Here is a 21,988-nt window from a genome sequence, read left to right on the forward strand (position 1 = left end):
GAATATGGAACCACAAAAGAAACCGATTCACCTCAATGAAAATGATACCCCATATCTTTACGAACCCTTTCGAAACCAGATGCCGGCAAAACGGCCGCATCCGGCGGAAAAAGAAAAGATACTGAAACCATGGCAGGGCCTGCTGGTGTTTGCCTTTCTGATGGTTCTTTTTAATCTCGCCGGAATCCCGCTGGTTCTTGCAGGCGGGATGTATGGAAATGCGCTGGACGAGATCATTGTATTCCTGATCGGATCCATTCTCGTCGTACGGGCACTTCATATTCCGTTAAAAGAAGTGTTCCCATTAAAAAAGCCGGATGGAGCCGGAATCCTCGGAACCATTCTGATGTGGTATGTGACGTACCGCGGTGTGCTTGCCCTTTTCCTTCTGATGGAATGGATTTTCCCGCAGGAATACGCAAGCCTCTCGGAATCCATGGACAGCAGTATGGCGGGCCTTTCCTATTTCGGCGAGCTGCTTGTCGTTGCGCTGACACCGGCCATCTGTGAAGAAGCACTGCACCGCGGTCTTCTGCAGTACAGCCTGCGCGGAATCAAAAAGAAATGGGTGATGCTGCTTCTGATGGGCGTTTATTTTGGCGCTTTCCACATGAGCATCGTCCGTTTTCTTCCGATGATGATGATGGGAATCGTTCTCTCGTATGTTCGGATGAAGACCGACAACATGTTTTACAGCTCGCTGTTTCATTTCGTCCATAACGCATCGACGATTGTGGCGAGCATTGCGGCAAGCTTCCTCTATATGTTCTCGCAGGGGAACGCAGCAGCAGGCAGCGGATACGCAGCGGAAACGTACATCGGCATGTATCTGATCGAAGCGGCGCTGATGCCGATCGGTCTTTATATGGGAAGCCGTCTTCTGATGTACCAGCAGACAAAAAGCGATGGATTTTTCCCGAAGGAGAGAAGAAAAAAGACCATTGCAAAAATCGTAATTCCGACCATTCTGCTGATCCTTGGCGGACTGTTTTTTCTTGGTATTGGTATGATGTAAAAAGAATCAAAAGCAGTTTGAGCAATTTTGCAGAAATGTCCAAGCCGGGTAGAAAACAGGTACGATTTATGATAGAATAACAGCAAATCAAGCGTTACACGATATTACAGAAAGGAAAAGCTGTTTCTCTAAAAAGAGACAGCAGGAATAAGAACTATGGCAAGAACAGCTATTGCTACCGACAGCAACAGCGGTATTACACAGAGTCAGGCGAAAGAGCTGGGCGTTTTTGTCCTTCCGATGCCTTTCTTCATGCGCGGAAAAATCCAGTTTGAGGATATCGACCTGACACAGGAACAGTTTTACGAGATTCTGGCAGAGGATGCGGCTGTTTCCACATCTCAGCCGTCTCCGGGAGATCTGATGGATTTCTGGAACAAAATTCTCGAAGAGTACGATGACATTGTTTACATTCCGATGTCAAGCGGCCTTTCCACCTCCTGTGATACAGCGACCGTGCTGTCCGAGGACTATGAAGGAAAAGTGCAGGTTGTCAACAACCAGAGAATCTCCGTTACGCAGCAGCAGTCTGTTCTGGATGCAAAGAAAATGGCAAACCGCGGCGTGGCAGCAAAAGACATCAAAGCAATTCTGGAAGAGGATGCGCTGGATGCAAGTATCTATATTATGGTAGATACGTTAAAATACCTGAAAAAAGGCGGCCGCGTTACGCCGGCAGCAGCCATGATCGGAACCGTTTTAAATATCAAACCGGTGCTGACGATCCAGGGAGAGAAGCTTGACGCGTTTGAAAAAGCGCGCGGTGTGAAACAGGCAAAGAAAGCCATGATCAAGGCTATGAAAAAAGATATGGACAAACGCTTCGCAAAAGAGCGTGCAGCCGGCATCATGGGACTTCACATTGCCTATACCGCAAACGACAAAGAAGTAATCGATGGATGGATTGTCGAAGTAAAAGAAGCCTTCCCGGATTTTGAAGTCGATGCGCATCCACTGTCCTTAAGCGTTGCCTGCCACATCGGACCTGGCGCACTGGCAATTGCATGTGAAAAAAAATCTGCAATTTCCTGAAAAATACTATTGACAAACAGCAGACGTGATGATATATTGTAGAAGTATGCCGCACAGAGAGGTAAAAGAGTCGAAAGACCACCGAATCTGGCGAGTAATTGATAGGGAGGTGCCATATGTACGCAATTATTGCAACAGGTGGTAAACAGTACAAGGTAGCTGAAGGCGATGTTATCCGAGTAGAGAAACTTGGCGTTGAAGCTGGAGAAACCGTAACTTTTGATCAGGTACTTGCAGTAAGCAATGACGGACTGAAAGTTGGCGAGGACGTTAAAAATGCATCCGTAACCGCATCTGTAGTTGGAAACGGTAAAGGCAAAAAAGTTATCGTTTACAAGTATAAGAGAAAAACTGGTTATCATAAGAAAAACGGTCACAGACAGCAGTACACTGAAGTGAAGATTGAAAAAATCAACGCTTAAGTCTTATGATTTGTATAACCGTAACAGAGTCTGACGGCGAGTACATCTCCGTGGAGTCAAACGGTCATGCAGGCTATGCAGAGGAAGGGCAGGATATCATCTGTGCCGCTGTCTCCGCATTGATTGTAAACACCGTAAATTCCGTGGAAACATTGACAGAGGATCTGATTATAAGTGAGGCTGGAGATGGATACGTGTATTTTTCATTCCCGAATGGGTATTCTGAAAGTACCGCACTTCTTGTAAAATCACTTTTGCTGGGCCTCGAAAGTATCCGCCGCGATTATGGAGCACAATACTTAGAGATCGCATTCAAGGAGGTGTAATACCATGTTAAATATGAACCTTCAGATTTTCGCTCATAAAAAAGGAGTTGGTTCTACCAAGAACGGTAGAGATTCCGAGTCCAAGAGATTAGGAGCAAAAAGAGCTGACGGACAGGTTGTAAAGGCTGGAAACATTCTTTACAGACAGCGTGGAACCAAGATTCATCCAGGCGTGAACGTAGGAATCGGAAAAGACGATACCTTATTCGCTATGGTTGACGGACGCGTAGCTTTCGAAAGAAAAGGACGTGACAAAAAACAGGTTTCCGTATATCCGGTAGCAACAGAAGAGTAAGACAAAGGTGCGGCTTCAAATCTTAAGAGGTTTGAAGCCGTTTTTGTTAATAATAATTAAAGGTCCAGCAGACCGATTGGGATTTAGATAAAACAAGACAGGAGAATACCATGTTTGCAGACAGAGCAAAAATTCTGATCCGCTCCGGTAAGGGCGGAGACGGACATGTCAGTTTCCGCAGAGAGCTTTTTGTACCGAACGGCGGGCCGGACGGCGGCGATGGCGGCAAAGGCGGAGACGTTATTTTTGAAGTTGACGAAGGACTGAATACACTGGTTGATTACCGCCACAGAAGAAAGTTTTCTGCTACCGACGGCGAGCCGGGCGGAAAACGCAGATGCCATGGCGGAAACGGCGCAGATATTGTCCTGAAAGTACCGGAAGGAACCGTCATTATGGACGCTGCGAGCGGAAAAGTCATCGCAGATATGTCCGGTGAAAACCGCCGTCAGGTTGTATTAAAAGGCGGAAAAGGTGGAAACGGAAATATGCATTACGCAACCGCTACCATGCAGGTTCCGAAATACGCCCAGCCAGGCCAGCCGGCACAGGAGCTGGAAGTAAGAATGGAACTGAAAGTCATCGCGGACGTCGGACTCGTCGGTTTCCCGAACGTTGGAAAATCGACCCTGCTTTCCCGCGTGACAAATGCAGAACCGAAAATTGCAAATTATCACTTTACCACACTTTCCCCGAACCTCGGTGTCGTAGACCTTGAGGGCTGCAGCGGATTTGTTATCGCAGATATCCCGGGACTGATCGAGGGTGCATCGGAAGGAGTCGGCCTCGGCCATGAATTCCTGCGCCACATCGAGAGAACCCGCGTGATGATCCATGTAGTAGACGTTGCATCGACCGAGGGAAGAGATCCGGTGGATGATATCAACAAGATCAACAAAGAGCTCGAAGCCTATAACCCGGAGATCGCAAAACGCCCGCAGATCATCGCGGCCAATAAGACCGATGCGATCTATGTAGAAGAGGGCGAAGAGGATCCGGTGGAACGTCTGAAAAAAGAGTTCGAGCCGAAAGGCATCCCGGTTTATCCGATTTCTGCCGTCAGCGGAAAAGGCTTAAAAGAGCTTTTATATGCCGTACAGAAAAAACTCGATGAGCTTCCGAAAGAGCGTATGGTCTTCGAGCAGGAATTCTTCCCGGAGGATATGCTTCTTGCCGAGAACCTGTCGTACACCGTCGAGCAGGACCCGGAGGACGAGCACCGCTTCATCATCGAGGGACCGAAGATCGAGAAAATGCTCGGCTACACCAATCTGGATTCCGAGAAAGGTTTTGCTTTCTTCCAGCGGTTCTTAAAAGATACCGGTATCTTAGACGAACTCGAGCAGGCCGGCATCCAGGAAGGCGATACCGTCAAGATGTATGGATTTGAATTTGATTATTATAAATAGAACGAATAAATAACGAAGGAGGAGACGTATGACCAGCAAGCAGAGAGCATACCTGAAAGGCCTTGCCATGACCATGGAACCGATCCTGCAGGTAGGAAAAAGCAGCATCACGCCGGAGCATACCGCTGCTGTAGCAGAGGCACTTGAGGCGAGAGAACTAATTAAAATCAATGTACTGCAGAACTGCCTCGATGATCCAAGAGAGATCGCAGAAGTTCTGGCAGAACGCACCAATTCCCAGGTCGTACAGGTGATCGGCAAAAAGATCGTGCTGTACAAAGAGGGCAAAAAAGAGAAAAAGAAAATTCAGCTTCCGAAATAATCCGCAGGAAAGAACCGCCGGGACCGGAGCATACCGCTGCAGTTCCGGCGCTTTTTGAGGAAAACGTATGGAAAAGAAAAACAGAAAAATTGGCATTATGGGAGGCACATTCGATCCCATTCATATCGGTCATCTGATCCTTGGCGAGGCGGCGTACGAGCAGTTCGGGCTTGATGAAGTCTGGTTTCTTCCGGCCGGAAATCCGCCACATAAGCGGAACCGGGCGGGACAGGCAAAGGATGCACAGCGTGTCGAGATGGTGCGCCGTGCCATCGCATCCAATCCGCATTTTGTGCTCTGCACCAAAGAGATGAAAGATGAGGGCTATACCTACAGTTATCGGACGCTTGAGGCGATGCGGAAGGAACATCCGGGCACGGAGTTTTACTTTATCATTGGAGCGGATTCCCTGTTCTATTTTGATGAGTGGAAAAATCCAGAGCGGATCTGCGCCGCGGCAAAGATCCTTGTGGCGACCAGGGATCGGGCAAAAGAGGAAGAGCTTCTGGCCTGTATGGAACGAAATGCAGAAAAACTTCACGGTACCTTTCTGAAACTCGACACACCGAATCTGGATGTTTCTTCCCACGAACTGCGGGAATGGATCCGGGAAGGAAAATCCGTGAAATACTATCTGCCGGATTCTGTGATTTCCTACATTCAGGAGCAGAAAATCTATCAGGATTAGAGGAAGAGCAGGATGGAACAGTACGATTTATGGAAACTGGACAAAAAACTCCAGAAGGAAGTCGATGAAGACCGCTATCATCACACGCTCGGTGTGATGTTTACCGCATCATCCATGGCGATGGTATGGGGCGAGGATCTCGAAAAAGCCCGTGTCGCGGGACTGCTTCACGACTGTGCAAAATGCATTCCGAATAAGAAAAAAATCACCATGTGTGAGAAAAATAAGATTGAAATCACTGAGTTTGAGCGGAACAATCCGTTTTTGATCCATGCCAAGCTCGGTGCATTTCTGGCGAAGGACAAGTATAAGGTGGAAGATCCGGAGATCTTAAGCGCCATCACCTGGCATACGACAGGAAAAGAAGATATGACATTGCTGGAGAAGATCATCTATATCGCAGATTATATCGAGCCGGCACGAAACAAGGCGCCTCATCTTACCCGCCTTCGGAAGCTGGCATTCACCGATATCGACGAATGCATGTATGAAATTTTAAAAGACAGTATGGCGTATCTGTCGGAAAACCCGAAGACGATGGACCCGATGACGGAGCAGGCATATCAGTTCTATGAGGCACTGCACCGGGAACGGACGGCAAAGGAGGAAGTATAAATGAGCGAAGCAAAACAGACTGCAAAACTTGCACTGGAAGCACTGGAAGATAAAAAAGCAATGGATGTCCGCATTCTGGACATTACCCATGTTTCTACCCTGGCAGATTATTTCATGATCGCCAGCGGAAGCAACCGTAACCAGGTGCAGGCAATGGCAGACAACGTGGAGGAGGTACTCGGAAAGGCCGGCGTACATCCAAAACAGATCGAAGGCTATCAGACCGCAAACTGGATTCTGATGGACTACGGCGATGTTGTCATCCACATCTTTGATGAGGAGAACCGCCTGTTCTACGATCTGGAGAGAATTTGGAGAGACGGTAAAGTCGTAGAAAAAGAAGAGATTATGTAAGTTAGGTGGAAAAAGGCGCAGAAAATCCGGAACCGTGCAGAGAAAGGCGGACGGGTTCTCTGCGCCTTTCTGGTGTTTGGAACGCATATGATAAAGAAAAAGGGGAATATCACACGATGAAAAAAATAGAAAGCGGATCGCTTGCTGTGATGCTCGATGAAGAGACGCTGGGACTTAGGATCGAAAAAGACGGCGTTGTCTGGAATACGGATCCGAAAAAGACACCGGAACTGATTTTTGCAGAGGGAACATACCGTTTCCTGGATGCAGAGGAGATTTCCCATGAGGTCTATTCCTTCGGCGTCGGATGCGGCATCCGGAGCCGTTATGCGGGATTTGCGGGAACACCGTATGCCTTCGAGACGATTATCTGGATCGAAGCTGTGGATGAAACATTTTGGATGGAGTGGATTCCGCTCTGCGAGGAGGGACTGCATCCGGTAAAGGTGCTGTGGCCGACGGCAATGGAGTTTACAAACGGGCGCGATGACTGGTATACACTCCTTACCGAGGGACAGGGACTTCTGATTCCGAATACCTGGAAGACGGAACTTGGAAAGCTTTCGTTTGACGGCAGATTTGAGACCTCCGGCGGCTATATGCCGTGGTTTGGCCAGGTGAAGGAAAGATGCGGCTATACAGCGATCTGTACAACACCGTGGAACGTCGGTTATCAGGCAGAGCACCCGGCAGGCGGCCCGTATACCAGCGTGGGGGCATGGCTGGAGCCAAGCCTTGGAACAATGAATTACCGCCGCGTATTCCGTTATACGTTTTTAAATAACTGCGATTATAACGACCTCTGCAAAACATACCGTCAGTATGTACGGGAACAGGGCCATCTGCGCACTTTGAAAGAAAAGGCAGTACAGAATCCGTCCATTCACGATCTTGTGGGAACGTGTTTTGTTCATACGGGAATCAAGACGGTTGTGCAGCCGGAGTCCGGCTTTTTCGATCCGCAGAATCCGGAGAAAAATAACCGCGTAGTGCCGTTTTCCGTGCGCGAACAGCAGATCCGCGAAATTCATGATCTCGGCGTAGAGAAAGTCTATCTTCATCTGGACGGCTGGGCAGAACCGGGGTATGACAACCAGCATCCGGACTACACACCGGCATGCCAAGCGGCCGGCGGATGGGAAGACATGAAATCGCTTGTCGATACGATGCATGATTTCGGCTACAAATTCGGTATTCACGACCAGTACCGCGATTATTACCATGCAGCGCCGAGCTACGATGAAAATTATGCCTGCCGCCTTCCGGATAGAACGATACCGGGACACAGTTACTGGGCGGGCGGACCGCAGAGCTATCTCTGTGCAACGCAGGCACCGTTCTATGTGAAACGGAATTTTGCCGAGCTGAAGAAAAACGGAATCCGGCTTGACGGTGCATACCTCGATGTGTTTACGTGCAACGAGGGCGACGAGTGCGCAAATCCGGAGCATGTGATGACGAGAAGAGACTGCTATACGTACCGCGGAAACTGCTTCTCCTGGCTGCTATCACAGGGGATTCTCTCAAGCTCCGAGGAGGTCAGCGACTGGGCCGTTCCGTATCTGGTATTCTGCCATTATGCGCCGTACGACTTTATGCTGCGCCCGGCAGAGACACCGAAAAAAGGAATCCCGGTGCCGCTCTTTAATCTTGTGTATCATGACTGTGTGATCGAGCCGTGGATGATGGACCGTGTTTCAAAAGACGAGGACTATATGCTGTATGCGCTTCTTGCAGGCGGTGCACCGTATCTTGTACGGGACGGCGCATATCCGAATACAGATGGTGCATTTGACGGGGAGAAAATCAGTCTGGAAGAGATGACAGAAAGATGCCGCGTTGTAACGGAGCTGCATGAAAAAACGGCACTCCTGGAACTGGTACGCCACGAGTGTATGACGGTGGACGGAAGCGTACAGAAGAGTGAATTTTCCGATGGAACATATGTTATTTGTGACTTTGCAGAGCAGATATATGAAATCGGATACGGGGCATAAAAGAAAAGCGCCACATGTAGATTTTGTTCTTATAAAAATACAAGATTTTGTGGTTTTCCTTGTATTTTTTCAAGTGCATATCTTGCGCGGAAAGCAGAGATTTGTTATATTATGCATGCGGAGGTGTTCATGCCCGGTGCAAAGAAGATGCCGGAGCGTGACGAAACAAAATAACACCAGAAAGGAACAAAGCAAATGAGAGAATTTGAACAGTGGGATGGCTTTACCGGAAGACTCTGGAAAGAAGGCATCGACGTACGTGACTTTATTCAGAACAACTATACTCCATATGACGGAGATGAGAAATTCCTGGAGGGACCAACAGAGGCTACAGACCGTCTGTGGGGCAAATTACAGGAACTCCAGAAAGAAGAGCGTGCAAAAGGCGGCGTTCTGGATATGGAGACAGACGTTGTAAGCGGAATCACAGCTTACGGCGCAGCATATATCGATGACAGCATGAAAGATCTGGAGCAGGTAGTTGGTCTTCAGACAGACAAACCGCTGAAACGTGCATTTATGCCGTATGGTGGAATTAAAATGGCTGAGCAGTCCTGCGAGACTTACGGCTACAAACCAAGTGAGAAGCTTCATGAAATTTTCACTAAATATCACAAAACACATAACCAGGGTGTATTCGACATCTACACACCAGAGATGATGAAAGCCCGTCATAATAAAATCCTGACCGGTCTGCCGGATACCTATGGCCGTGGCCGTATCGTAGGCGACTACCGTCGTGTTGCTCTGTACGGTATTGATTACCTGATCGAGCGCAAAAAAGCAGACTTCGCTGCAACAAATCGTCAGGGAATGCGTCGTGGTGACTTCCAGTTAAGAGAAGAGATCGCTGACCAGGTCAGAGCACTGCAGGATATGAAAGTTATGGCACAGTCCTATGGCTATGACATTTCCGAGCCGGCTAAGAACGCAAGAGAAGCTGTTCAGTGGCTGTACTTCGGATACCTTGCAGCTATCAAAACTCAGAACGGTGCTGCAATGAGCGTTGGCCGTGTATCTACTTTCCTTGACATCTACATCGAAAGAGATATCGAAAAAGGAATCCTGACCGAGAAAGAGGCTCAGGAGCTGATCGACCATCTGGTAATGAAATTCCGTATGGTTAAATTCGCAAGAATTCCGTCTTACAATCAGCTGTTCTCCGGTGACCCGGTATGGGCTACTCTGGAAGTTGCCGGTATGGGAATCGACGGACGTTCTATCGTTACAAAGAACGATTTCCGTTTCCTGCATACACTGGAAAACATGGGACCGTCCCCAGAGCCGAACCTTACTGTTCTGTACTCTGAGAATCTTCCGGAAGCTTTCAAGAAATATGCAGCTCATATTTCTGTACAGACAAGCTCCATCCAGTATGAGAACGATGATGTAATGCGTCCGGTATGGGGCGATGATTACTCCATCTGCTGCTGTGTATCTGCTACCGAGACCGGTAAGGAGATACAGTTCTTCGGCGCTCGTGCAAACCTTGCAAAATGCCTTCTGTACGCGATCAACGGCGGTAAAGACGAGAAGACAAAACAGCAGGTTGCTCCGGAATATCAGCCGATCACTGCTGAGTATCTGGACTATGATGAGGTTATGAAGAAATACGACGTTATGATGGACTGGCTGGCTCATCTGTACGTTGGAACTCTGAACATGATCCACTACATGCATGACAAATACTACTATGAGGCAGCAGAGATGGCTCTGATCGACACCGATGTAAGACGTACCTTTGCAACCGGTATCGCAGGATTCTCTCACGTAGTAGACTCCTTAAGCGCAATCAAATACGCTAAAGTTAAAGTTATCCGTGACGAAGAAGGAATGGCTGTTGACTTCGAGACAACCGGCGACTTCCCAAGATACGGCAACGACGATGACAGAGCAGACGAGATCGCTGTATGGCTGCTTCGTACCTTCATGGACAAACTGAAATACTGCCATACCTATCGTGATTCTGAGCCGACTACCTCTATCCTTACCATTACTTCCAACGTTGTATATGGTAAAGCAACTGGTTCTCTGCCGGACGGAAGAAAAGCCGGTGAGCCTCTGTCTCCGGGAGCTAACCCGTCTTACGGCGCAGAGAAGAGCGGACTTCTTGCTTCCCTGAACTCTGTAGCAAAACTGCCGTATGAGGACGCTCTGGACGGAATCTCCAACACCCAGACCATCAACCCGGGCGCACTTGGCCACAACGACGAAGAGCGTACCGAGAACCTGGTACACGTTCTGGACGGATACTTCGAGCAGGGTGCACATCACCTGAACGTAAACGTATTCGGAACCGAAAAACTGATCGACGCAATGGAGCACCCGGAGAAACCGGAGTATGCAAACTTCACAATCCGTGTATCCGGCTATGCAGTTAAATTCATCGACCTGACAAAAGAGCAGCAGATGGACGTAATTGCACGTACCTGCCACGATCATATGTAATTTCTGAAAATGTTATTTCTAAAGCCCCCGCGGCCGCAGCAATGCGGCTGTGGGGGCTTTTTGTATATCGCTGCTTGAATTCCAGTAAAATCCACTTGATTTAGAGTACATAAAATGAGAAAATTTATCAGATGCAGAACGCTAATTGAAAAACTTTTATCAAGTAATTCATAGCGTAAGTTACGAGTTAATGTTATAATACCAAAGTTAGGATTTCCTAACATAAGAAAAAATGGAGTTTTATTTATGAAAAAGAAAATTGTTGCAGCATTTTGTCTTGCCATGGTGATGACGGTCGGCGGATGTTCCGGTGCGGGGACAGCAGCGCAGCCGGAGAGCAGTGAAAGTCAGACACAGCCGGCGTCTGTTTCGGAGTCTTCGAGCAGTTCTGACGCTTCGGAAGAGAATTCCACGCAGAAATCCGCATCATCCACAGCTTCTTCCGATGCCGCAGATGCATCGAGCAGCCGAGATATTTTTGCGATGGATACGTACATGACGGTCACTGCCTATGGTCCGAATGCAGAAACGGCGGTGGATCAGGCGCAGCAGGAGATTGAGCGGCTGGATGCACTTCTGTCGACCGGAGAGAAGACGAGTGAAGTAGCGCAGATCAATGCAAACGGCGGCGGAACCTTATCGGAGGATACCACCTATCTGCTGGAACGCTCGCTGGATCTGTATGACAGCACAAACGGCGTTTTCGACATCGCAATTTATCCGATCATGGACGCCTGGGGTTTTACAACCGGAAATTATACGATTCCTTCGGATGAGACGATCGAAAGCCTCCTTCCGCTGACCGATGCCAATGATATCCTATACGACAAGGACAGCGCATCCATCAGCTTTGCCAAGGACGGCATGAAAATTGACTTCGGCGGAATCGCAAAGGGCTATACCTCCGGCAGAATCGCCGATATTTACCGGGAATGCGGTGTGACGAGCGGGCTCATCAACCTCGGCGGAAACGTTCAGGTTGTCGGCACGAAAACGGACGGCAGTAAATGGCGCGTTGCCGTGCAGAGTCCGGAGGCAGAGGATGATTATCTCGGCATTCTCTCGACGGCCAACCGGGCGGTTATTACTTCTGGCGGCTATGAGCGGTATTTCGAACAGGACGGCATGAAATATCATCACATCATCGATCCATCGACCGGTCATCCGGCAAATAACGGTCTGGTGTCGGTGACGATCGTAAGTGCTGACGGAACACTGGCGGATGGCCTTTCTACTTCTCTTTTCATCATGGGGAAGGACAAGGCGGCCGAATACTGGCGTGCACACAGCGATGAATTTGACACCATTCTGGAGGATGCGGACGGCGTTCTGTATGTAACCGAAGGAATTGCTGACGATTTCACATCCGATCACGAGACAAACATTATCAGGAAAGACGGTGATACATAACCATGGGAAAATGGAAAAAACTGACAGCATTTGCACCGGCTCTCGCGGCAGTTATCGTAGCAGCCTGTGCCGGTATTTCGCTGAACGGCTACACTGCACCGGTTTACGCCGTAGAGCAGCCGGAGGCACTGGTGACACCGGAGCCGGAACAGGATACCGATGCAGCGGAAAAGAAAGATGATACAAAAAAGAAGGACGATACCAAAAAGACAACCGATACCGAAGCAGAACTTGTCGCAGCCGTCGGTTCCGGCAGCTTTGAGCTGGCGGACGGAACGTACGAAGGAAGCGGAACAGGTTTTGGCGGTACGATTACAGTCTCTGTCGTATTGAAAGACAAAACGATTCAGTCGATCTCGATTGTAAGCGCTCCCGGCGAGGACGCAGCTTTCCTGAACCGTGCGAAGGGAGTTATCGACCGTATCATCGCATCCCAGAGTGTGGATGTGGACACGGTTTCCGGTGCAACTTTCAGTTCAAAAGGTATCCTTGCAGCCGTGAAAAATGCACTGACCGGTCAGGAGGACACTTCAGAACCGGCATCCGCATCAGGAGCGGCAGGCGGCGGAGCCTCTGCCGGCGGAACCGTTACAGTATCTAAAATCGAAGAACCGGCTGCCTACCGGGATGGAACGTATTACGGAACCGGAACAGGATTTGGCGGCACAATGAAAGTCTGCGTTGTTGTCAGCGGCGGAAAAATTGCTTCGATTGATATTGTGGAAAACAGCGATACGCCAAGCTACCTTTCCAGTGCTTCCTCTCTGATTTCGACGATTATCTCAACACAGAGTACGAATGTGGATACGGTCTCCGGCGCGACATACAGCTCCCGCGGTATTATTGAAGCTGTGCGGAGTGCCTTAAGTCAGGCGGCAGTGAACGGGTCTTCCAGTACAAACGGAGGAAGCCAGAGCAATACAAACAACGGAAACAACAGCCAGAATAATAATCAGAACAATAACAATTCGTCTGCATCCAAGGGAAGTTTCCCTTATCAGGACGGAATTTATTACGGCACGGCCGCCGGTTTCCAGGGAGACATCAAAGTGGCGGTAGCCCTGCAGGATCAGACGATCAAAGCGGTACTGATTCTGGAAAACGAAGATGACGAGACATTCTTCAACCGTGCCAAAGTCGTAGCGGACCGCATCGTAGACGGACAGAAAACCGATGTGGATCTCGTATCCGGCGCAACGTACAGCTCCCGCGGCATCCAGAACGCAGTAAAACAGGCGCTGGAAAATGCGAAGAAGGCAACAAACGGCGAGACCGTTCCGGATAACGGAACGAGCAGCGGCGGAACCACAACGATTCCGGAAGGAAAATTCCCATACGAGGAAGGCATTTACTACGGAACCGGCGAGGGCTATCTGGGAGACATTACAACGGCAGTTGTCATTCAGGATGAGACGATCAAGGCAATTCTCGTGACCGAGAGTGAAGATGACGAAGCATTCTTAAAACGCGCAAAACAGACAGCAAAGGACGTTGTGAAAAACCAGACACTGGAAGTTGACACCGTTTCCGGCGCAACCTACAGCTCCAGGGGAATTCTTGCGGCAATCGAGGAAGCTTTAAAAGAGGCAGAACGCGTAACTGAGGAAAAGAAAAATCCAACCCCGACACCGACGGAAACACCAACCCCGACCGAAATCCCGGAGCCAACTGAGACGCCAACACCAACCCCGACGGAAACTCCGGAACAAAAGATCTATCAGGACGGCGAATACACAGCGATTGCCGTCTGCGAGCCGGATGAAGATGAAGATTTTACCGCTTATCAGCTTTCTGTGACGGTAACAATTGAAAACGATAAAATCGTAGCGTTAAGCAACATCACCGGTGACGGAGACAGTCAGAATGCCTCCTACATCCGCCGCGCATCCGAAGGAACCTCCAAAATCAAAGGCGTTTCCGCTCAGATTCTGGAAACCGGAACGCTTGAAAACATCGACACCGTTTCCCGTGCAACCTGCTCCTCAAAAGCCATTCTTGAGGCATGCCGGAATGCGCTGGATGCTGCGAAAGTAACGCAATAAAGGGGAAAACAGATGAGACAATTGATTGTTCGTTTTTTGAATGTCGCTGTCATTGCTGCTGTTCTGATCGGCTACAATACCGTACTCGATAAAAGAGACAAAGAGGATCAGATCGCGCGGCTCTCGGCAGAGCTTGAGACGACCCAGCTTCAGAAGGAAAATCTGCAGGCCGCAGCAGCTGCATCCAACACGGCGGATACGGCCGCAAGTGAAGCAGCAGAAGCAGAAGGGCAGTACGTGGACGGTACGTATGACGGTGAAGCTGACGGCTTCGGCGGCACCATTGCAGTTGAAGTAACCGTAGAGGGCGGCCAGATTACCGATCTTGCCATCACATCCGCCGACGGCGAGGACAGTGCGTATCTGTCAAACGCGGAGGCGATCATTCCAAAGATTATTGAGGCACAGTCCGCCGATGTTGATACGATCAGCGGAGCAACATTCAGCTCCACCGGTATCAGAAATGCGGCGCAGGAAGCAATAGAAAAGGCGGAGAAATAACATGAAAAATTTAGATCTATCCACATTACCGGCAAAGAAGAGAAAACAGATCGTTTCCTGCCTGCGTGCCGGAATCCAGCTTTTATATTTCCTGTTTCTTCCGTCAGTATTTACCGCTGCATTTAACGGAGTGAAATACATTTTTACGCAGCTTGGACAGGGTGAAAAAATTGAGATGACCGCGTTTGTGTCGGCTCTGCTTCTTGTCTGTGCATTTACGATTGTTTTCGGCAGATTTTTCTGCGGTTTTGCATGCGCTTTTGGAAGTCTGGGGGATGCAATGCACGCAATTTATGGTATAATCTGTAAGAAACGTAAAAAGAATCCCAGATGCATCAAACCGGAGCTGGCAAAAAAACTGGCGCTGGTCAAATACGGCATTCTGCTTCTGATTGCTCTTTGCTGCTTTGCAGGAGTTTATCAGAAAGCAAGAGGAACAAGCCCGTGGGATGTCTTTTCCATGCTGCATGCGGGAAATTTCCGACTTTCCTCTTATATTCCAGGCATTGTTCTTCTGGTGCTGATCCTGGTCGGCATGTTCTTTGAGGAGCGCTTTTTCTGCCGTTTCCTGTGCCCAATGGGAGCTGTCTTTTCTCTGCTTCCGATCCTGCCGTTCTTTACTCTGCACCGGAAACGCGAAAACTGCATCCGCGGCTGCAGCGCCTGCACGAGACAGTGCCCGTCAGCGGTGGAACTGCCATCCGATGGATACGTGGAGATCTCCGGCGACTGTTTCCAGTGCCAGAAATGTATTGATACGTGTCCGAAAGGTAATATCCGCTGCGGGGTAAAGGAATTTCACGGAAATGAAATCCTCTTTACGCTGTTCCGTGCTGTATTCCTGCTGACACTGCTGTTATGGGCTGGCATCTGATTCAGAATAAGGAAAACTATATGAAGAAAAAAGATCTGATTCTGGCAGGCGCCGTTCTGCTCTTGGCTGGAATCCTTGCCCTGGCACTTCGGCTGCCGAAAACGGAAAATGGAAATACCATGAAAGTCACGGTGGACGGCGAGGTCTACGGAACGTATTCACTCGCAGAAAATCAGACCGTGAAAATTCAGACGGGTCACGGAACGAATGTCCTGGTGATCGAAAACGGAAGTGCCCATATGGAAGAAGCTGACTGCCCGGACGGCTACTGCAAAAGACAGGGTACGATTTCCCAGGTAAATGAGACGATCGTGTGCCTGCCGCATAAGCTGGTTGCGGAGGTAGAAAGTGACGGATCCACAACGGACGACGCCGACGATGCGCCGGATGTGATTGTAAAATAATACCAGCTTAGAAGAAAGGAATTGGAATTTATGAGAGACAGCCGCACTGCAAGCAGAAAAATTGCCTTATGCGCCATGCTGATGGCACTTGCCATGATCTTCAGTTATGTGGAGGTACTGATCCCGATCAACCTCGGTGTTCCTGGAATCAAACTCGGCATTGCCAATCTGGTTGTAGTCGTCGGCCTCTTTTTCCTTCCGGCAGGGGAAGTCCTGATGATTTCCGTCGCCCGCATTCTTCTGATGGGGTATCTGTTCGGAAATGGAATGTCCATCCTTTACAGCCTTGCCGGCGGGCTTTTGAGCTTTCTTGTGATGCTTCTGCTGAAACACATCAAGGGCTTTAGTATCACCGGCGTAAGTATTGCAGGAGGCGTGACGCACAATGTCGCGCAGATCTGCGTGGCGGCTCTCGTGGTGCAGAACCGCAAACTGTTCTATTATCTGCCGGCGCTTCTCGTGGCCGGAGTCATCACCGGAATGCTGATCGGAATCCTTTCGGACCGCATTCTTTCTGCGGTAAAACGCGATGGACGAAAGAGTTCTTCGCGGTGAAAACTCCATATCTACGGAATTTTTTCTGTGTGGGAACGAAAATCATCCCACAAACTTCACAGTATCGGATCATTAAATAGTAAAAATACTCAATAAGCAGAATCTGTGCCTCTTTTGAGAAAAAATAATCAGTTAAGAGTTAGACAAAACGATCAAAAATTAGTAGAATAATCTACGGTTAGTTAAAACAATTATTGATTAGTGAAAACTAATATAATAATGAAGGACAGTTTTGCCCCTGTTTTTCCTGCAAAACTGTGGAAAAGGAAAAAGGAGGAAGTTATGATCAAAAGAAAAGAACTTCAGAAAAAATCATTAGCAGCCGTAATGGCAGCTTCCATGACCATGAGCCTGCTCCCGGGAACCGCACTGGCGGATGCTACAAGTGGCGTGCTGGCAGATGGCACTTATGAGTCTACGGCTCATGTTACCAGAACTGCAGAAGACGATGAGGATGAGAATGCATGGGATGAATATGACGTTAATGTCAAAATCACAGTTGCAGACGGTAAGTTTTCTGATATTGCAGTAACACCTGGTTCTGGATACAATACAGAAAATGCTACATATTTTAAAAAAGCAGCTACAAACAGCAAAGGATTCAAAACGAAACTTCTTGGAAAAGATGCAACGATTGAAAACATTGAAGGATGGGATATTGTATCGGGTGCAACCAGAACTTCGAATGCAGTAAAAACCGCGGCTCTTGCAGCAACCCAAAAAGCAACCCCGACTCCAGAAGCAGTAGACACCACAGCACTTGAAAAAGCAATCGCAGATGCCGAAGCATTAAAGGAAGCTGACTACACCGCAGACTCCTGGAAAGCTGTCCAGACTGCTCTTACCGCAGCAAAATCTGCTCTTTCTGCAAAAGAATCCCAGAGCGCTGTTGATACCGCGAAAGATGCGCTGAATACTGCAGTAAAAGGCCTTGTTAAAGCACCGACTCCGACGGCGACCCCGACAGCAACGCCAACCGCAACCCCAACGGCGACCCCGACCGAGACTCCAACTGAGCAGGTGGCTTACGTTCTGATGAACATTCCGTATGATGAATTTTATGCTGCAGATGTAAACAACTCTGTTCCAGTGGATGTATTTTCTTCCGCAACGAAGAGCAAAACAAGAACAGCCACTCTTGCCGGTGGTTCTTATCATACCAATGCAGATGGAAGTGCAATCAATGGAATTACCTTCCCGGTTAAAGTAACAGGAGTGGATCTTTCCAAATTTAAGAAAGTAACAGATTCTGACTCTGTAAGTATTACAGTAACAAACCGTGGTCAGACATCTACACAGACATACACTGGAAAAGACGCCTTATTTGAAAACTCAGACTATGCATATTATGTATTAAGCGAAGCACCTTCTTACTACAAAGAAGCAACGGTAAATGCAGATGGCTCTCTTTCTTTTGGAAAAACAGTTGGAACTGCAATTGAACTGACCAATGTATCTCCGGAATTTATGACTGAATCAAGATATGGAGATTATCAGCTGGATCTCGACGGACTGGAGAACACGATTGATGTTGGAACCGATCAGATCTATGGTGTTATTGTCAGCACAAAAGAAGGCAATGACTATGGTATGCGTCATGTGGAAAATATCTGGCGCGGAACAGAGCTGGCATGGTCAACTGGATTTACAACACAGGTGCATGGATGCCCGACTTCTTCTGCACATTACAAGAGCATGATGGGACAGCATATCAATAAGGTTACTTATTATACCAGCAAAGGAATCTACACGATTCCGGTGAATGATATTTTTGTTCCAACAAAATTTGAGGCAAGTGTATCCGTAGAAGACGCTTCTCTTTCCACTGGAAAGACAACGATGACCGTAACCGGACTTCCGGCTGATTATGATGCAGAATATTCCGTAGATGGTCTGGATGGATTTGCAGTAGACGGAAATACCATTTCTTATTCCGCAAATGCGAAAAAAGGAATGTATACTCTGACGATTCATGATAAAAAAGGTGTTTATGCAGATCTGACACAGAGCTTTACTCTGTATACAGATGCAATGCCGGCTGCTTACAACGAAAAAGGAAGTGCTCCGGCGCTTGTAAAAGCAGAGAATGCATCAGAAGATGACTTTGCTGATTATATCAAGAACATCACTTCGGTAAAAGTAAATGGAAAAGAATATGCAGCAACTGGAAAACGGAAAATAATTCTGATCAAAGAAGACGGTACGCTTGATCTGACAGCTGCCGCTTTTGCAGAAGGAAATAAATTTGAAATCGAAGTAACTGCAACAGGTTACAAGACGCTTTCCTTTACTTATGAGAAGAAAGAAACAACATATAAATATGTATATGCAGGTCTTACCTGGGCTGAGTATTGGGCAGCAGAAGGAGTTCAGGCGGCAGGAAGCGACGCTGGTTCGGATGAAACTGACAGTCGCAAAGAAAGTGATAAAGGCGCTTTTGATGTTGTAACCCGTGCGACCACAAACCATGGACTGCACAGAGGAAGCTTCCAGTGCGCAGCGACTATCTACATGAAAGATGGCACAACCTATGATGTGGCATATTATACCGCAGCAACCACGGCAGTTCTGACCAACGGCGAGACCGTAACTTACGACAAAAGCCAGATTGATCATTATGAAGTAAAAGGCCTGAAATATGTGCCTGTAAAAGTTTCGGAAGATGATTACGAAAATTTCTGCAAAAAGTATGTTGTGGTAGAAAACGGCGGAACACTTTCCGGTGGATTTTCTGAAAATAAACTGCAGAGCTATACAGGCCTGGTTGCAGATGTAACAGAAAACACAAACGGTCTGAAGATAGCAGTGAAAAATGTAGATGGAAGCTTCTCCTTCTCGGCAGGAACAACAGGAAGTGAATCCGGAATCAAAGATCAGGCGCTGAAGACAGCTCCGGATGCTGAGACCGTAGGACTGACCGTGAAAGAAGCCAATGGTTCTTATGGAGAATTCCTTCGCGTAGATTTAACGGGAGATTACGGCGATCTGGCTGCTAATCTGCAGACCGTAACCTGGACTTATTACGGTGATGATTCCACTTATACGAATGCAAAAGCAACGTATGGAACAAAATTCGCAGCAGATAACTGGATGCATAAAGTAATGGGAATCCAGCTTGGCCTTACCGATTCCCTGCGCTGCACTTTACCGGAGGGAACGGATGGAACCGGTTATTGGAAGATTACGATTCATGCACTTGGCTATGCAGATGCTTCCTACACTTTTGAAGCAACCAAAGCGAACATTGTAGGAGCTGATCCGGTAGAGAGCACAGCAGCACTGGAAGAGGCAATTGCAAAGGCAGATGCACTGAATAAAGATCTTTACACGGAAACTTCCTGGAATAATATGCAGACAGAACTGGCAGAAGCAAAAGAAGCATTGGAGAAAAAACAGAGCCAGGGAACCGTAGACGAAGCAACAGAGCATCTGAATGCAGCAATCGAAGCACTTCAGTCCCAGTATGTATTAATGAACATTCCGTATGCTGAGTTCTATCAGGCAGAGGTTCATAACGATATTCCAGTAGATGCATTTACTTCCGCAACCAAGAACAAAACAAGAACAGCCTCACTTTCCGGCGGATCTTACCATGTGAATGCAGACGGAAGCGATATTACAGGTATCACCTTCCCAGTAAAAGTAACAGAGGATATGGATCTGAGCAAATACACGAAAGTGACAGATGAGGATTCTGTAGAAATCACCGTTACCAACCGTGGACAAACATCCACCACAACGTATACCGGAAAAGATGCACTGTATGAGAATGCAAGCTATGCATATTACACTTTACATGAGGTTCCGTCTTATTACAAAGAAGCATCTGTAGATGCAGACGGCAATGTAACCTTTGGTGCTGTTCAGGGAACCGAGGCAGCAAAGCTGGAAAATGTAACGGCAGAGCTCTCCACTAACAGCAAATACGGTGATTATCAGCTGGATCTGGATGGTCTTACTGATACCATCAAAGCAGGCGAAGATACCGTATATGGTGTTGTTGTCAGCACAAAAGAGGGCAACGATTACGGAATGCGTCATCTGGAGAATATCTGGAGAGTGTCTGAGCTGGCATGGAGCACTGGATTTACGACAAGCGTTCATAACTGCCCGACCTCCTCGGAACATTACAAGAGCATGATGGGACAGACCATCAACAAAATTACCTATTACACCAGCAAGGGAATTTACGAAGTCGACGCAGATGTATATGTACCGGTTAAGTTTGCATATGAATTTTCTGTAGAAAATGCGTCTGTCACATCTGGAAATGCTTCTGTTAAACTGGAAGGCCTGCCGGATGATTACGATGCTGTCTATACAGTAGAAGGTCTGACGGGAACCGTGTCCGGTGATACTCTGTACTTCAAGAATGCAGAGAAAGGTTCTTATACATTGACTGTCAGCGATAAGAATGGTAAATATGCAGATCTTTCCGCAGACTTTATCCTTTACACGGAAGAGATGCCGGCAGCATTTAACGAAGATACGACAACACCGGGTCTGTTTAAGAACGGGGATGCAACAGATGAAGAGTTTGCAGATTATCTGAAGAACATTACCTCTGTTACTGTAAATGGAAAAGCATATGCAGCAAGCGGAAGAGGAGCTGTTGTACTGTTCAATGAGGATGGTTCCTTAAAGACAGATGCAGCACCGTTCGCAGAGGGCGATTCCTTTGAAATTACAGTTTCTTCACTGGGATATCAGGATCTTAGCTTCACCTGGAAGAAATCAGCAGAAGAGCCGACTCCTACTCCTACAGAGACCCCAACCGTAACCCCGACCGAGACTCCGACGGTTACCCCAACTGAGACTCCGACGGTTACACCTACAACAGCACCAACCACAACCCCGACGACTGCTCCTACCACAATACCTACGACGCAGCCGACGAAGACCCCGACAAGCACCCCGAAAGCAACATCTACTCCGCTTGCAAGTAATAAAGTATCCAATACTTCTACTTCCAAGAAGAGCGATAATGCAAAGACCGGTGATGCTACCAACATCTGGGGATGGGTAAGCATGGCAGTTGCATCTCTTGGTGCCGGCGGACTTGGATTCAAACTCCGCGGCAGAAAGAAAAACGAAGACGAAGAGTAATTCAGAACGAAATAACTGAGAAATTCTTCTGACATAAGAAATCACAGAAACCTCTGTTCCAGCTTTTCTGGCGGAGGTTTCTGCCGTTTCGAGGAGTAAAAAAGTGATTCTTTTCTTTTTGTAAAAAACAAAAAATTAAGTGTTCACACAATGCCCAATTCGTGCGATAATAA

19 protein-coding genes are annotated in these 21,988 nt (G+C 47.9%); all 19 read left to right on the forward strand.

Going from position 1 to position 21,988, the window contains the following annotated elements:
• Nucleotides 1–4 precede the first annotated feature (4 nt).
• The 19 genes from DWX00_RS00220 to DWX00_RS00310 all read left to right on the forward strand — a co-directional run bounded on the left by DWX00_RS00220 (nucleotide 5) and on the right by DWX00_RS00310 (nucleotide 21,815).
• On the forward strand, nucleotides 5–1,015 hold the full coding sequence (locus DWX00_RS00220) for a type II CAAX endopeptidase family protein (protein ID WP_158578713.1): 1,011 nt from the start codon (nucleotides 5–7) through the stop codon (nucleotides 1,013–1,015).
• A 156-nt stretch (nucleotides 1,016–1,171) separates the two neighbouring features.
• Nucleotides 1,172–2,047 carry a DegV family protein gene (locus tag DWX00_RS00225; protein WP_055267903.1) on the forward strand — a complete coding sequence of 292 codons (876 nt, stop codon included), beginning with the start codon at nucleotides 1,172–1,174 and terminating at the stop codon, nucleotides 2,045–2,047.
• 116 nt (nucleotides 2,048–2,163) lie between these two features.
• Nucleotides 2,164–2,469, forward strand: coding sequence for a 50S ribosomal protein L21 (gene rplU, locus DWX00_RS00230; protein ID WP_022462906.1), 306 nt, complete (start codon nucleotides 2,164–2,166; stop codon nucleotides 2,467–2,469).
• Nucleotides 2,470–2,474: 5 nt separating this feature from the next.
• A complete protein-coding gene (locus DWX00_RS00235; RefSeq protein WP_055228163.1) occupies nucleotides 2,475–2,795 on the forward strand; it encodes a ribosomal-processing cysteine protease Prp in 321 nt (106 codons plus the stop codon).
• A 4-nt stretch (nucleotides 2,796–2,799) separates the two neighbouring features.
• Nucleotides 2,800–3,090: a 50S ribosomal protein L27 gene (gene rpmA / locus DWX00_RS00240; protein WP_022462904.1), complete on the forward strand. Its 291-nt coding sequence runs from the start codon at nucleotides 2,800–2,802 to the stop codon at nucleotides 3,088–3,090.
• Nucleotides 3,091–3,200: 110 nt separating this feature from the next.
• Nucleotides 3,201–4,499, forward strand: a complete 1,299-nt coding sequence (gene obgE, locus DWX00_RS00245) for a GTPase ObgE (RefSeq protein ID WP_118594428.1) — start codon at nucleotides 3,201–3,203, stop codon at nucleotides 4,497–4,499.
• A 28-nt stretch (nucleotides 4,500–4,527) separates the two neighbouring features.
• Nucleotides 4,528–4,821 (forward strand): ribosome assembly RNA-binding protein YhbY, encoded by a 294-nt coding sequence (gene yhbY, locus DWX00_RS00250; RefSeq protein WP_022462902.1) that lies wholly within the window; start codon nucleotides 4,528–4,530, stop codon nucleotides 4,819–4,821.
• A 67-nt stretch (nucleotides 4,822–4,888) separates the two neighbouring features.
• The gene (gene nadD, locus DWX00_RS00255; RefSeq protein WP_117801119.1) at nucleotides 4,889–5,509 is read left to right on the forward strand and encodes a nicotinate-nucleotide adenylyltransferase; all 621 of its coding nucleotides are present in this window, start codon (nucleotides 4,889–4,891) and stop codon (nucleotides 5,507–5,509) included.
• Nucleotides 5,510–5,521: 12 nt separating this feature from the next.
• The gene (gene yqeK, locus DWX00_RS00260; RefSeq protein ID WP_117801121.1) at nucleotides 5,522–6,124 is read left to right on the forward strand and encodes a bis(5'-nucleosyl)-tetraphosphatase (symmetrical) YqeK; all 603 of its coding nucleotides are present in this window, start codon (nucleotides 5,522–5,524) and stop codon (nucleotides 6,122–6,124) included.
• Entirely contained in the window at nucleotides 6,125–6,478 is a 354-nt protein-coding gene (rsfS, locus tag DWX00_RS00265) for a ribosome silencing factor (protein ID WP_022462899.1), read from the forward strand.
• Nucleotides 6,479–6,594: 116 nt separating this feature from the next.
• Nucleotides 6,595–8,475: a DUF5696 domain-containing protein gene (locus DWX00_RS00270; protein WP_055267920.1), complete on the forward strand. Its 1,881-nt coding sequence runs from the start codon at nucleotides 6,595–6,597 to the stop codon at nucleotides 8,473–8,475.
• A 195-nt stretch (nucleotides 8,476–8,670) separates the two neighbouring features.
• Nucleotides 8,671–10,923 carry a formate C-acetyltransferase gene (pflB, locus tag DWX00_RS00275; RefSeq protein ID WP_117508947.1) on the forward strand — a complete coding sequence of 751 codons (2,253 nt, stop codon included), beginning with the start codon at nucleotides 8,671–8,673 and terminating at the stop codon, nucleotides 10,921–10,923.
• Nucleotides 10,924–11,169: 246 nt separating this feature from the next.
• Nucleotides 11,170–12,333, forward strand: coding sequence for an FAD:protein FMN transferase (locus DWX00_RS00280; protein WP_117804979.1), 1,164 nt, complete (start codon nucleotides 11,170–11,172; stop codon nucleotides 12,331–12,333).
• Between the two features lie 2 nt (nucleotides 12,334–12,335).
• Nucleotides 12,336–14,375: an FMN-binding protein gene (locus tag DWX00_RS00285; protein WP_117761495.1), complete on the forward strand. Its 2,040-nt coding sequence runs from the start codon at nucleotides 12,336–12,338 to the stop codon at nucleotides 14,373–14,375.
• Between the two features lie 12 nt (nucleotides 14,376–14,387).
• On the forward strand, nucleotides 14,388–14,876 hold the full coding sequence (locus DWX00_RS00290) for an FMN-binding protein (RefSeq protein ID WP_055228158.1): 489 nt from the start codon (nucleotides 14,388–14,390) through the stop codon (nucleotides 14,874–14,876).
• A gap of 1 nt (nucleotide 14,877) precedes the next feature.
• Entirely contained in the window at nucleotides 14,878–15,750 is an 873-nt protein-coding gene (locus DWX00_RS00295; RefSeq protein ID WP_118594429.1) for a 4Fe-4S binding protein, read from the forward strand.
• A 20-nt stretch (nucleotides 15,751–15,770) separates the two neighbouring features.
• Entirely contained in the window at nucleotides 15,771–16,154 is a 384-nt protein-coding gene (locus DWX00_RS00300) for a NusG domain II-containing protein (RefSeq protein ID WP_117804978.1), read from the forward strand.
• 30 nt (nucleotides 16,155–16,184) lie between these two features.
• On the forward strand, nucleotides 16,185–16,709 hold the full coding sequence (locus tag DWX00_RS00305; protein WP_055266099.1) for a Gx transporter family protein: 525 nt from the start codon (nucleotides 16,185–16,187) through the stop codon (nucleotides 16,707–16,709).
• A 282-nt stretch (nucleotides 16,710–16,991) separates the two neighbouring features.
• Entirely contained in the window at nucleotides 16,992–21,815 is a 4,824-nt protein-coding gene (locus DWX00_RS00310) for a penicillin-binding Tp47 domain C-containing protein (RefSeq protein ID WP_158578715.1), read from the forward strand.
• The last annotated feature ends 173 nt before the right edge of the window (nucleotides 21,816–21,988 follow it).

The organism is Blautia sp. AF17-9LB, assembly GCF_003479185.1.
GTDB classification, from domain to species: Bacteria; Bacillota; Clostridia; order Lachnospirales; family Lachnospiraceae; genus Fusicatenibacter; species Fusicatenibacter saccharivorans.